This window comes from Streptomyces sp. NBC_01320 (genome assembly GCF_035974375.1).
Taxonomy (GTDB): Bacteria; Actinomycetota; Actinomycetes; order Streptomycetales; family Streptomycetaceae; genus Streptomyces; species Streptomyces yanii.
Map to the genome: position 1 here is coordinate 4,703,205 of NZ_CP108390.1, position 12,100 is coordinate 4,715,304.

12 protein-coding genes are annotated in these 12,100 nt (G+C 69.9%); 5 read left to right on the forward strand and 7 right to left on the reverse strand.

What is annotated here, in order from left to right; all coding sequences use genetic code 11:
• The first annotated feature begins 80 nt into the window (after nucleotides 1-80).
• Together OG395_RS21150 and OG395_RS21155 are read left to right on the forward strand one after the other, a co-directional pair.
• Entirely contained in the window at nucleotides 81-494 is a 414-nt protein-coding gene (locus OG395_RS21150; RefSeq protein ID WP_327244359.1) for an SHOCT domain-containing protein, read from the forward strand.
• 219 nt (nucleotides 495-713) lie between these two features.
• Nucleotides 714-2,054, forward strand: coding sequence for a diacylglycerol/lipid kinase family protein (locus OG395_RS21155; RefSeq protein WP_327244360.1), 1,341 nt, complete (start codon nucleotides 714-716; stop codon nucleotides 2,052-2,054).
• A gap of 244 nt (nucleotides 2,055-2,298) precedes the next feature.
• Here the strand turns inward: OG395_RS21155 and OG395_RS21160 are convergent, their stop codons facing one another.
• From OG395_RS21160 to OG395_RS21180, 5 genes are read right to left on the reverse strand one after another with little or no spacing between them, the layout of a single operon-like run.
• Nucleotides 2,299-3,546, reverse strand: a complete 1,248-nt coding sequence (locus OG395_RS21160; RefSeq protein WP_327244361.1) for a styrene monooxygenase/indole monooxygenase family protein — start codon at nucleotides 3,544-3,546, stop codon at nucleotides 2,299-2,301.
• A gap of 44 nt (nucleotides 3,547-3,590) precedes the next feature.
• The gene (locus OG395_RS21165; protein ID WP_327244362.1) at nucleotides 3,591-4,241 is read right to left on the reverse strand and encodes a GTP-binding protein; all 651 of its coding nucleotides are present in this window, start codon (nucleotides 4,239-4,241) and stop codon (nucleotides 3,591-3,593) included.
• Nucleotides 4,222-4,635 carry a DUF742 domain-containing protein gene (locus OG395_RS21170; RefSeq protein WP_327244363.1) on the reverse strand — a complete coding sequence of 138 codons (414 nt, stop codon included), beginning with the start codon at nucleotides 4,633-4,635 and terminating at the stop codon, nucleotides 4,222-4,224. Before OG395_RS21170 ends, OG395_RS21165 begins: the two co-directional genes overlap by 20 nt.
• Nucleotides 4,632-5,114 (reverse strand): roadblock/LC7 domain-containing protein, encoded by a 483-nt coding sequence (locus OG395_RS21175; protein ID WP_327244364.1) that lies wholly within the window; start codon nucleotides 5,112-5,114, stop codon nucleotides 4,632-4,634. Before OG395_RS21175 ends, OG395_RS21170 begins: the two co-directional genes overlap by 4 nt.
• On the reverse strand, nucleotides 5,111-7,993 hold the full coding sequence (locus OG395_RS21180) for a sensor histidine kinase (protein ID WP_327249404.1): 2,883 nt from the start codon (nucleotides 7,991-7,993) through the stop codon (nucleotides 5,111-5,113). The genes OG395_RS21175 and OG395_RS21180 overlap by 4 nt, the downstream gene beginning before the upstream one ends.
• A gap of 366 nt (nucleotides 7,994-8,359) precedes the next feature.
• Between OG395_RS21180 and OG395_RS21185 the strand changes: the two genes are divergently transcribed.
• On the forward strand, nucleotides 8,360-9,145 hold the full coding sequence (locus tag OG395_RS21185) for a hypothetical protein (RefSeq protein WP_327244365.1): 786 nt from the start codon (nucleotides 8,360-8,362) through the stop codon (nucleotides 9,143-9,145).
• Nucleotides 9,146-9,272: 127 nt separating this feature from the next.
• Here the strand turns inward: OG395_RS21185 and OG395_RS21190 are convergent, their stop codons facing one another.
• Complete coding sequence (locus tag OG395_RS21190; protein ID WP_376335572.1) at nucleotides 9,273-9,770, reverse strand: MarR family winged helix-turn-helix transcriptional regulator; 498 nt, start codon at nucleotides 9,768-9,770, stop codon at nucleotides 9,273-9,275.
• 226 nt (nucleotides 9,771-9,996) lie between these two features.
• On the opposite strand from OG395_RS21190, the gene OG395_RS21195 reads away from it, so the two are divergent.
• The gene (locus OG395_RS21195; RefSeq protein ID WP_327244366.1) at nucleotides 9,997-10,848 is read left to right on the forward strand and encodes a lysozyme; all 852 of its coding nucleotides are present in this window, start codon (nucleotides 9,997-9,999) and stop codon (nucleotides 10,846-10,848) included.
• 255 nt (nucleotides 10,849-11,103) lie between these two features.
• Nucleotides 11,104-11,784, forward strand: coding sequence for a polysaccharide deacetylase family protein (locus OG395_RS21200; RefSeq protein WP_327249405.1), 681 nt, complete (start codon nucleotides 11,104-11,106; stop codon nucleotides 11,782-11,784).
• Nucleotides 11,785-11,803: 19 nt separating this feature from the next.
• Here the strand turns inward: OG395_RS21200 and OG395_RS21205 are convergent, their stop codons facing one another.
• A complete protein-coding gene (locus OG395_RS21205) occupies nucleotides 11,804-12,016 on the reverse strand; it encodes a hypothetical protein (RefSeq protein ID WP_327244367.1) in 213 nt (70 codons plus the stop codon).
• Nucleotides 12,017-12,100: the final 84 nt, after the last annotated feature.

Sequence of the window (12,100 nt, forward strand, 5' to 3'; positions counted from 1 at the left end):
ATCGTCGAGCGTGGCAATGCCGTCTGCGCGGCGATCGCCACTGACGTGGATCAGCGATGGCGCTGAAGAGGAGAACGCACATGACCGGCGAGATGAATTTGGCCTACGACTATCCGCTCCTGGGCGCATTCTGGACCTTGCTGTGGATTTTCCTCTGGGTGATGTGGATCTTCCTGCTCTTCCGGATTTTCTCGGACATTTTCCGTGACGACTCCCTCAACGGGTGGGCCAAGGCAGGGTGGTCCATCTTCGCGGTCGTGCTCCCGTTCCTCGGTGTGTTCGTGTACCTGATAGCGCGCGGCAAAGGCATGGGGGAGCGCGAAGCGCATCAGGCCCGAGCCCGGCAGCACGCGTTCGACAGCTACGTCCGCGAGGCCGCCGGCACCGCCAAGCCGAGTGCGGCCGAGGAACTTGCAAAGCTCTCGGAGATCAAGGCCAGAGGCGACCTCACGGACGAGGAGTTCCAGCGGGCCAAGGGGAAGATCCTGCACTGAAGCGCCGTTCGCGTGCGAATTGGCCTGTGGGCCGGCCTGGCACGAGGGCTTCTGCTCGCCGGTGCTTCTCTGCACTTCACCCGAATGGCGGAGGCGTGCGGCGGTCGGGGACCTTGCCGACCCCTTGCGGTCGTCCATGTCCGCGGGAAGTGGGCTCACCCGGTACGCAGCGCTCGAGATTCCTGTTCCGGCAGCCGGCGGAGCGGCGGGAGGTGCCCCATGAGCAGGCGCGGGATCGCGCGTCTGGCCTTGGCGGCGGGCGCAGCGGCGCTTCTGGTGCTGGTGGTCTTCGGCGGGCTCGGAAGCCTCGTACTCATGGGGGTGGGGTGGGCAGGACTGGCGCTCACTGCGGCCGGCATGTGGTGGATGCTCACCCACACCGGCTGGATCAGGGTCCTGGCCGCGCTACTGGTGGTCGCCGCGCCGCTCGGTGTCCTGCTTCTGTATGCGGCTGCCGGGCTGCTATGGGTCGTGCTGGTCTCGCTCGGCCTCTGGGCGCTGGCCGTTTCCGCAGGCAGGGCCGCACTTGTCGAAGACACATCCCCGAGCATGACTGAGCGCTCCGTCAGCCGGGCAAAGCGACCATTCCTGATCATGAATCCGCTCTCAGGTGGCGGAAAGGTCGAGAGGTTCCACCTGGCGGAACGAGCCAGAGCCCTTGGTGCCGAGGTCGTCGTGCTGGATCCGGCGCAGCGGCAGGATGTGACCGAGCTGGCGTGGCGGGCCGTCCAGGGTGGAGCCGACCTGCTCGGCGTTGCGGGTGGTGACGGTACGCAGGCCTCGGTCGCCCGTGTGGCTGCAGAGCACGACATCCCCTTCATGGTGATCAGCGCCGGCACTCGCAACCACTTCGCCAGGGATCTGGGCCTGGACCGGCAGGATCCCTCCAAGTGTCTGGAGGCACTGACCGACGGCGTCGAACTGCGCATCGACCTCGGCTACCTCCATGCGGGAGAGCCTGCGGACCGGAGCGCGGAGCGCGTCTTCATCAACAACGCCTCGTTCGGCGTGTACGCGGAAGTCGTGCAGAGTCCCGCCTATCGCGACGACAAGGCCCGCACGGTCCTGGAGATGCTGCCGGATCTGCTGACACAACCCAGCGGCACGCGGCTGAGTGTCCGTGCCGGTTCGCTGACCATGGACGGCCCCCAGGCCGTACTGGTGAGCAACAACCCCTATGCGAGAGGCGACTCGGCCGGGATGGGGCGCCGGGAGCGACTGGACTCCGGCGAGCTGGGGGTGCTTTGTGTGAACGTCGGCAACGCCACCGAAGCGACAGAGCTCCTGCTGCGTGGCCGGCAGGGCCGCGGGCTGACCGCGGCCGCCGCCCGAGAAGTCGTCGTCGACGCCAACGCTCCCGTCATCCCGGTCGGTGTCGACGGCGAGGCCCTGGTGTTGCCCACTCCGGTGCACTGTTGCCTCGCGGCTGGCGCTCTGCGCGTGCGCGTGCCCCGGCACCGGCCCGGCGTGCCGCACGGTGCCCCGCCGATGGACTGGCGGCGGGTGCGGCGTCTGGCACTGACGATGGGGCGGGTCGCGGCAGGACGTGGTGCCGCCTGAGCGAACGGCTGGTGTCGGCTCGGCGGACGTAGGGCGGTCATTGTTCGTCGGTGGGAGGAGGAGCAGCAGCGGTATCGGGTCCGGGCTGGGCGGGCTGTTCGGCGGTGGTGAGGGGGAACCACTCCGCTGCGACACCGTACCCCTGGCGTGCGCCGGCTGAGCTCTCCCCTCGGGCCGCCTGTGGGCCGTCCGAGGACGGCCCACAACCACCAACGTCGACCGAAGCCAACCGCTGCTTCGCAGGTCAGGCGGCGGATGCAGCCCCGGACACCTGGGCCAGATACGCGTTCGTCTTCTCCGGGTCGAAGAAGAAGTTGTCGAAGTCCGCCGGGTTGTTGAACCCGTTGGCGAACCGGTCGGCGACCGGCTGCAGCTGGCCTGCCGCGCCGATCAGGTTCAGCACGTGCTCCGGCGGTACACCGAGCATGGCGTTCGTCCACTTCACCACGTGCTGCGCGGTGTCCCAGTAGCGGTCGAACGTGGACTGCATCCAGTCCGCGTCGAACGGCTGGTCGCCGTGCTCGATGATCGACTTCAGGTACGCGTCGGCGCACTTGGAGGCGGAGTTGGAGCCCTGGCCGGTGATCGGGTCGTTGGCGACGACGACATCGGCCACGCCGAGCACCAGGCCGCCGCCGGGCAGCCGGCCGATCGGCTTGCGCACGGTCGGGGCGTAACGGCCCGCCAGGGTTCCGTTGGCGTCGGTCAGTTCGACCTTGGTGGCACGCGCGTACTCCCACGGCGTGAACTGCTCCATGAGCTCCAGCGTCTTCGCGAGGTGCTCGGAGGGATCCTTGATGCCCTGGAAGACGTCCAGCGGGCCGCCCGGGACGCCCTCCCAGAACAGGATGTCGGCGCGGCCGGACGTGGTCAGGGTCGGCATCACGAAGAGCTCGCCGACACCGGGGACCAGGTTGCAGCGGACCGCGTCGAACTCGGGGTGCTCGGGGCGCGGGCCCATGCCGTGGACGTACGCGACGGCCAGGGCACGCTGCGGGGCGTCGAACGGCGAACGGGACGCGTCCCGGCCGAACATGGAGACCAGCTCGCCCTTGCCCGCGGAGACCATCACCAGGTCGTAGGTGCGGGAGAAGTAGTCGAGGTCGGAGACGGCCGCTCCGTGGATGACGAGCTGTCCGCCGCGCTGAGCGAACGTCTCCATCCAGCCGGCCATCTTCACGCGCTGGTCGACGGACTGGGCGAAGCCGTCCAGCTTGCCGACCCAGTCGATGGCGCGCGAGGAGTCGGGGGCGGCGACCGAGACGCCGAGGCCCTCGATGCGCGGGGCCTGGGACTCCCAGAAGTTGAGCTGGAGGTCACGCTCGTGCTGCAGCGCGGTGTCGAACATGCACTGCGTCGACATGACCCGGCCGGACCGGATCTCGTCGGCGGTGCGGTTGGACATCAGGGTGACTTCGTACCCACTGGACTGCAGTCCGAGGGCGAGCTGGAGACCGGACTGGCCGGCTCCGACTATGAGTATCTTCCGCATCGCGGTTCTCCGTTACGTCTACGTGGTACGTGCGCGAGGTGTGTCTAGGCGGGGGTCGCGTCAAGAGCGTGACCCACGAGGGCCAGCAGCGACTCGACGACGGTGATCCTGTTACGCGCGTCCATGATCACAACAGGTACGTTCGGGGGTACGGTCAGGGCCTCCCTGACGTCCTCCGCCTCGTAACCGGGTGTCCCCTCGAAGTGGTTGACGGCCACGATGTACGGCAGTCCGCAGCTCTCGAAGTAGTCGAGCGCGGGGAAGCAGTCGGAGAGCCGCCGGGTGTCGGCGAGCACCACCGCACCGATCGCGCCGCGCACCAGGTCGTCCCACATGAACCAGAAGCGCTGTTGTCCGGGCGTGCCGAACACGTACAGCACGAGGTCGTCGTCGAGCGTGAGGCGGCCGAAGTCCATCGCCACGGTCGTGGTGACCTTGTCGGGCGTCGCGGTGAGGTCGTCGGTCTCCTCGCTGGCCTGGGTCATCAGCGCTTCGGTCTGCAGCGGGGTGATCTCGGAGACCGATCCCACGAAGGTCGTCTTGCCGACGCCGAACCCGCCCGCGACCACTATCTTCGTGGCTATGGGGGCCCTGGTGTGATCCAACTGCCAGGCCTGGAGCGACTCCTCGGCCTGGTCCTCCGGTCCCGGCTGACGCGGGACGGACAGGAGCGGATCAGAGACGACGGAGTCCATTCAGCACCCTTTCGAGCAGTGCGCGGTCGGGCTGGCCGGTGCCGTGACCGGTCCCGTACACACGGATCTTTCCCTGGTCGGCCAAGTCGCTGAGCAGCACTCGGACCACGCCGAGCGGCATCTTCAACAGGGCCGAGATCTCCGCGACCGTACGCATGCGGCGGCAGATTTCGACAATGGCCCGGAGCTCCGGCATCACCCGCGTGGCGAGGTTGCCGTTGGTGAGTTCGCGGCGCTCCTCGGGCGCTTCCAGCGCGGCCACGAACGTCTCGACGAGAAGAACGTGACCGAAGCGGGTGCGGCCGCCGGTGAGCGAGTACGGGCGGACCCGGGCGGGCCGTCGGTCCGACCCGCGGACCGGGAGCCTGCGGGCGGGTTCAGCAGCGGGCGTCACTGGGCGCTCTCCATCGATTTGCGCAGTTCACTGCGGAGTTCGGGGGTGAGTACGTGTCCGGCACGGCCGACGAAGAGCGCCATGTGGTACGCGATGACGCTCATGTCGCAGTCGGGGGTGGCGTGCACGCCGAGCAGCGAGCCGTCACTGATCGACATGACGAAGACGCTGCCCTCGTCCATGGCCACCATGGTCTGCTTGACGCCGCCGCCGTCCATCAGCTTCGCGGCGCCGATGGTGAGGGAGCCGATGCCGGAGACGATGGTCGCCAGGTCGGCGCTGGAACCCCGAGGGCCGTCCTGCAGGCCGTCTGTCGCTGTGGCTGTCTGACGGCCGGGGTCGGAGGAGAGCAGCATCAGTCCGTCGGACGAGACAACGGTGACCGAATGGACCCCTGGCACCTCCTCCACGAGATTGCTCAGCAACCAGTGAAGGTTACGGGCCTCGGTGCTCAGCCCGAATGTGCTGGGCGCAGTCAACTGCGTGCCTCCTCGACTGTGTCCCCCGTCTCATCGGTTCGACCACCGAAACGGTCTGCCTGCTCGGTCTGCTCGGTCTGTGCGGTGCCGGCACCGTCGGCGATCTCCGCCTCGACGTCGCGGCGGCCGTCCTTCGCCCCCTGGTGGAAACCGCCGAGGCGGCGGCGCAGCGCGTCCTTGTCCAGGCTGCCCTTGCGCTCGGCGGTGGGGGCGGCTGCGGGCTTGACGACCTTGGGGGTGCGCTTGGGAAGACCCTTGTCGGTGATGCGCTCGGCCTGCGGCTCCGGCTGCCGGGGGCCGGGAAGGGCCTCGGCGGCGGGCACCGGAGAAGGAGCCGGGGCGGTGAAGGGCTCCGGGGTCTCGTCAGCGGTGCGCTCGTGACGGTCGGGGCCGATGGCGTACGGGTCGGAGGGCGCCGGGGTCGCGTGGGCCGGTGCGGCCGACGGGACCGGCTGAGCCGCGGGGACGTCCCGGAGCTCCGGGAGCCGGACCTGCATCGTGGTCTCGGCCTCGGACTCGACGGCGACCGGCTCGGGTGCCGCCGGAGCGGGCACCTCCACCGGAGCGGGCACCTCCGCCGGAGCGGGCACTTCCGTCCGGGCCGGGTCCGGTGCCGACTCGCGGATCGCCTGCTCGGCGGCGGCGATCAGCGGGTCGCCGGGCATCGCGAGCGTCCGGCCCGGCAGGGCATTGGAGTTCGCCTCGGCGACCGATCCGGGCAGGTTCACCGCAGGCGCGTCCCCCGGCGCGGTCACGGGCGGCGGCGTGGCGCCGGGGGGCGCCTTCGGCAGCAGCGCCTGCGGCAGCACGACGACCGCCGTCACCCCGCTGCCCTTCTGCTCGCGCAGCTGGACCCGCACCCCGTGGCGCGCCGCGAGGAGCGACGTCACCTGGAGTCCGAGGCCCGCGCCGTCGGCGTTCTGCTCGCCCGCCTCGAACGAGGACGGGTCGGCCAGGCGGGCGTTGAGCTCACCCATCCGTACGGACGACATGCCGATGCCCTCGTCCTGCACGGAGAGCATCACCTCGCCAGTCTCCAGCAGCCAGCCGGACAGCTCGACATGCGAATCGGGCGGCGAGAAGGAGGTCGCGTTCTCCAGGAGTTCGGCGACCAGGTGGCTGAGGTCGTCGGCGGCGAAACCGGCGATCTGGGCGTGCGGTGGCAGGGACTGGATGGTGACCCGCTCGTACCGCTCGATCTCGCTGACGGCCGCACGCAACACGTCGACCAGCGGGATCGGGCCGGAGTGCCCGTGCCCGTGCTCGGCGCCCGCGAGGACCAGCATGTTCTCACTGTGGCGCCGCATGACCGTGGCCATGTGGTCGAGCTTGAAGAGGGTGGCGAGCCGCTCCGGGTCCTGCTCGCGCTCCTCCAGGCTCTCGATGACGCCGAGCTGGCGCTCGACGAGGCCGAGGGTGCGCAGCGAGAGGTTGACGAAGGTGTGGTGGACCGTGTTCCTGAGCCGCTCCAGCTGGGCGGCCAGATCGGCGGTGCGGACCTGGAGTTCGGCGCGCTGGAGCGTGAGGGCCTCGCGTCCGGCGATCAGTTCGCCGCGCTCGTTCTCCAGATCCTCGAACCGGCCGTTGAACTCGTGGAGCAGCCCGTGCAGCTTGCCGTGCAGGGCGTTGAGGGATCGAACGACCTGGGCGAACTCGTCGTTGCGGCCGGTGTAGCGGACCGGCTCGGCGGTGGCGGGCTCCGCGGCGAGGCGGGCGGCGCCGATCCGCAGGACGGCGAGCGGCTGGGTCAGCGTACGGGCCACGGCGGTGGAGACGCCGACGGCAATCAGCAGACAGCCGCCGAGGAGTGCGATGCGCAGTTCGAGGGCGGTGACGTCGTCGTCGCGCAACTGCTCCAGGCGTCGCACCTGGGCGGTGCCGAGGGCGGACTCGACGCTGCGCATCCGGTCGATGCGGGCGGAGAGTGCCGCCTCGACCTTCTTCCGGTCGGTCTTCTGGTCGGAGTCCGACAGCTCGGGACGGTCGGTGAGTGCGGCGAGGTACTTCTCCGCACGGTTGACGTCGGGCCCGGTGACGGTGGAGGAGAGCTTCTCGCGGGCGGTGCTGCCCGCGGCCTGGTCGAAGTCGGCGAGCGAGGAGAGCTCGCGGACCCTGGCCTGCTGGGCGGCGGCGCTCAGCTCGTCACGGTTACGGTCGTCCTCGCTGCTGCCCTCGTCCTGGGTCTGGACGGGCAGCCCGGTGAACGGGTCGATCTGCGGGACCGTGGCCTCCTTGCGGGGCACGGAGAGCGCCGCGATCAGCAGCCCGCGGGTGGCGGAGGCCTGATCGGCTGCCTGGCCGAGGGCGAGGGGCGCACGGGTGGCCTCGGCGGCGCGCGGCGGGGTCTTCTCGGCGAGTTCGTCGGCGAGGTCGTGGAGCTTGGCGATGACCTCGGAGTACGCCTGGTGGGCGGTGATTGCCGAGCCCTTGCCGGTGAGGGCGGTGCGGCGCAGGGAGGGGATCGTGGAGAGGTCGCGACGCAGCGCGGCGGGGGCCGTGTCGCGGATCTCGTCGATCTGCTGGTCGACGCGGGCGCTGGGGCCGTCCTTCTTCGCTTCGGACTTTCCGTCCCGGCCGCCCGCGATGTAGGCGGTGACTTCGTCGCGCTCGTCCGCGAGGGAGTGGGCGAGGGCCACCGCCTGCTGGTTCAGCTGGGCAAGGGTGACCAGCCGCTGGGACTCGGTCAGTTCGGCGGAGGCGCCGAGGGCCGCGGGTGCGCCCGCAGCGATGACGGTGATGCCGACGACCGCGACGCCGACGACCAGCCGGCTGCGTACACGGACGGTGCGCCGGGTCGGCTCACTCCCGCTCGGCGCCGGAGGTGTCGCCCCGGTACCGCTTCGCTCGCTGCCTTTGCTCCGAGGCCGCTTCTTCTGCACCGGTGCTCGCAATCTTGAATCGTCCACCCTTGAAGCAGAGGTGACGCACGGTCATAAGTGGAATGACACCCCAACCCCTGGTACGGCTTCCGACCATTCCAGCGCTTTTGAGAGGGGGACGCGCATCAACGGCTCCGCCACCTGAACGAGTGAACATCACTCCTGAGTTGACGAACAAGTCTCCCCCCGGACGCTGCAGCCCACACCTGGACCATCGGCTGGAACTTCCGCCCGGGCTTTGGCAGGATGCCCGCCCGCACCCGGCACGGAGCCACTCCTTCCGCTCAAGCCACCGCACTGACCTGCTGGTACGGCCCAACGCCGCGATCGTGCAGGCCCCGTGAAGGCATCGTGCAGACTGGCCGCATGCGCATCGAACTCGCCACGGCCCCCGGCAGCCCCGAGCGTCCCAACGAGGACTGGGCAGCCACCGCCCTTCCCGCTTCCGGCGCGGGTGGGACGCTGGTTCTGCTCGACGGAGTCACTCCGCCGCATGGGGACGACGGTTGTGTGCACTCCGTGCCCTGGTTCACCGCGCGGCTGGGCGGATCACTGGTCGAACTGTCGGGTTCGCGGCGGGATCTGACGCTCACCGAGATCCTCACCGAGTCCATCCGGCGCACCGCCGACACGCACCGTTCCCTGTGTGACCTTTCTCACGTACGCACTCCTCAGGCGACCGTCGTCGTGGTGCGCTGGGATGCGGAGGAGATCGAGCACCTGGTGCTCTCCGACTCCGTACTACTGTTCGAATCGCCGGACGGATCGGTGCGCGCGCTGCTCGACGACCGGCTCGACCGGCTGCCGCCGGGCTCCCTGGCCACCGACGAGATCGCCGATGCGCAGGTGCGGAACAAGGAGGGCGGCTTCTTCACCGCCGCCGCCGACCCCGGGGTGGCGGTCCGCGCCGTGACCGGGCGGACGCCGCTCGTCGAGGTGCGGGCGGTGGCCGCGCTGACGGACGGGGCGAGCCGGTGGACGGAGATGTTCCACGAGGGGGACTGGGCGGCCTGCCTCGCGGTACTCCACAAGGAGGGCACGCAGGGGCTGATCGACCGGGTCAGGTCCCTGGAGGACGCGGACACGGGGCGGGCGTATCTGCGGCGCAGCAAGACGCACGACGACGCGACAGCGGTCTACGTGGTGCTGTAGGTCACCGGGGTACGGGGTCGGCCCGCGCCGGCGGCGTGGGTGGTTTCCACGGGGGCGGGGGTCCGAGAACACCCGGGGACACCTGGCCGGGCCGGGGTCGGGCCCGACCGGGTTCGGGCGGCCGGCGTCAGTCCTCGGCCCGGGCGTTCAAGTGGTGCAGCAGCCGTGCCAATTCCGCCACCTCGGTCCGGTCCCAGTCGGCGAGCTTCCTCACGTACCGGTCGCGGCGCGCATCGCGGACGCTGCGGAAGCGCGCCAGCCCCTCGTCCGTGAGGTGGACGAGGAAGGCCCGCCCGTCGGCCGGGTCGGGCTCGCGCGCCACCAGTCCGAGCTCCTCCAGGGCGCGCAGCTGACGGCTCATGGTCGCCTTCCCGACGCCGAAGTACGCGGCGAGATCGGTGGCTCGCTGCTGCCCCACCGACTCCAGCCGTACGAAGAGCCCGTACGCCGCGGCCTCCAGCTCGGGATGGACCTCCCGCGCCATCTCACCGGAACTGGCCCGCGCGCGGCGCAGAAATACGGCCAATTCCCGCTCCAGTGCCAGGAATTCGTGGTCCACACCACTTCCTCCGGCCGCGCCGGGTTCACTACCGCTTTCGCTCCCGTGCACGTCAACACCCCTCATGAGCTTTCCTGCCGCTGAAAGTTTCTTTCGCCGCTGGTCATCGCCGCAGCTCCGCCAGTATTTCGCAGGCGTAGACCAACGGCACCGCCCAGGCCCTCTTCCGCCGCGCGGGTCTACGTGCGTAGCGTCACTACTGGCATGTTCACACCATGACATGCCACAGGGGTGCGCCGAGCCGCCCCCCTGGGTCTGCAGATCCCCCCACCGAGGCCTCGGAGGCACGCACATGCCCGTGCACAGATCCGGATCCGGAACGACCCGCCGCTCACGCTTAGCGGCGCTGGGAACCCTCCTCGTAGCACTTTCGCTTCTGCTCACCCTGCCCGGCGCGGCCACAGCGGCCGACTCCCCCACGGCCGCCGCCAAGAAGCCCGCGCGCGGGTCGGCCACGATGGGCATGGGCGTCATCGCCCACGACGGCCAGGGCGGCCTGCCGCGCGACACGCGTGTCGTCCAGACCGAAGGCGTGGACGTCAGCAGTCACCAGGGCAACGTCGACTGGGCGACTCTCTGGAACAGCGGCGTCCGCTGGGCCTACACCAAGGCCACCGAGGGCACGTACTACACGAATCCCTACTTCGCGCAGCAGTACAACGGCTCGTACAACGTCGGCATGATCCGCGGCGCGTACCACTTCGCCACCCCGGACACCACCAGCGGCGCCACCCAGGCCAACTACTTCGTGGACCACGGGGGCGGCTGGTCGAAGGACGGCAAGACGCTGCCCGGCGTGCTCGACATCGAGTGGAACCCGTACGGCGCGCAGTGCTACGGCAAGACGCAGGCCGGCATGGTGGCCTGGATCCGCGACTTCGTGAACACGTACAAGGCGCGCACCGGGCGTGACGCGGTCATCTACACCGCGACCAGCTGGTGGACGACATGCACCGGGAACAACGCGGGCTTCGGCACCACCAACCCGCTGTGGGTGGCCCGTTACGACACCACCGTCGGCACACTCCCGGCCGGCTGGGACTACTACACGATCTGGCAGTACACGTCGTCCGGCCCGTACGTCGGCGACCACAACCACTTCAACGGCGCTCTCGACCGCGTACAGGCACTCGCCAACGGCTGAGCCTCCGCTCCCCGGAGCCCCGGTGACGCACCCCGTCACCGGGGCTCCCGCATGCCTCGACCGTCAGCTCCACCCCGGCGGTCACTATGCACTCGATGTATACACTCCATGTATAGTCCCTGAGCAGCGCACACGGCGTGCGCTGTCCAGCCGTGAGGGAGTGACGTGCTCTTGCCCAGGAAGACGAAGTCGATCGGTACGGGGTTGGCCGTCGCTCTTGTGACGGCGGTCACCCTCACGCTGAGCGGCTGCTCGATGCAGACCACGGCCCCGGGCTCGGCGCGGGGGGACGCAACCTCCGACGCCAAGGGCTCGTTCGGCCCGGTGGACTGCCGCAAGGCGAAGTGCATAGCGCTGACCTTCGACGCGGGGCCCGGCGAGGACACCCCGCGCCTGCTGGACATCCTCAAGGAGAAGAAGGTGCACGCCACCTTCTTCCTGCTCGGCAAGAACCACGTGCTGAAGCACCCCGACACGGTGCGCCGCATCGAGGCGGAGGGTCACGAGGTGGCCAACCACACGTGGTCGCACAAGATCCTGACGGATCGGAAGCCCGCCGACATACGTGCCGAGCTGGAGAAGACGCAGGACGCGATAGCGAAGATCACCGGCAAGAAGCCGCGGCTGATGCGCCCGCCGCAGGGCCGTACCGACGACACGGTCTCCGGGATCAGCAAGGACCTGGGGCTCTCGCAGATCCTCTGGAGCGCCACCGCCAAGGACTACTCGACGACCGACTCCGCGCTGATCAAGAAGCGGATACTCGACCAGGCGAGCCAGGACGGCATCATCCTGCTGCACGACATCTACAAGGGGACCGTGCCCGCGGTGCCGGGCATCATCGACGCGCTGAAGGAGCGCGGCTACACCCTGGTGACGGTCCCGCAGCTGATGGCCCCCGCGGAGCCGGTGCCGGGGACCGTCTACCGCCCCTGAGTGCGGCCGGTCACGACACTCAGCGGGGCCCCGTCACCGGCTCGACGGTGTCCTTGAGCCCGATGTCGTCCGGGTTCGCCCGGCGCCGCGCGAGCTCCCGCTCGGCCGCCACCTCGCCGACCGGCCGCACCACGGAGTCCACGGGGACGGCGGTCCGGCCGACGGACCGCGGCGTGCCGGTCTGCGGGGCCGACGTGGCCTTTCCGCTCCCCGCCCGAACGCGGAACAGCACGTCCGCGCACCCGGATACGCGGAACGGCCCGCACCTCCCTTTCGGGTGGCACGGGCCGTCCGACCGGCCGCGCACGTCAAGCCA

What these genes read in the sequence shown, in the direction of transcription:
- OG395_RS21155 (WP_327244360.1), top strand. Translation starts at nt 714, where the DNA reads ATGAGCAGGCGCGGGATCGCGCGTCTGGCCTTGGCGGCGGGCGCAGCG.
- OG395_RS21195 (WP_327244366.1), top strand. Translation starts at nt 9,997, where the DNA reads ATGCCCGTGCACAGATCCGGATCCGGAACGACCCGCCGCTCACGCTTA.
- OG395_RS21160 (WP_327244361.1), bottom strand. Translation starts at nt 3,546, where the DNA reads ATGCGGAAGATACTCATAGTCGGAGCCGGCCAGTCCGGTCTCCAGCTC.
- OG395_RS21150 (WP_327244359.1), top strand. Translation starts at nt 81, where the DNA reads ATGACCGGCGAGATGAATTTGGCCTACGACTATCCGCTCCTGGGCGCA.
- OG395_RS21190 (WP_376335572.1), bottom strand. Translation starts at nt 9,770, where the DNA reads ATGAGGGGTGTTGACGTGCACGGGAGCGAAAGCGGTAGTGAACCCGGC.
- OG395_RS21165 (WP_327244362.1), bottom strand. Translation starts at nt 4,241, where the DNA reads ATGGACTCCGTCGTCTCTGATCCGCTCCTGTCCGTCCCGCGTCAGCCG.
- OG395_RS21200 (WP_327249405.1), top strand. Translation starts at nt 11,104, where the DNA reads ATGCAGACCACGGCCCCGGGCTCGGCGCGGGGGGACGCAACCTCCGAC.
- OG395_RS21185 (WP_327244365.1), top strand. Translation starts at nt 8,360, where the DNA reads ATGCGCATCGAACTCGCCACGGCCCCCGGCAGCCCCGAGCGTCCCAAC.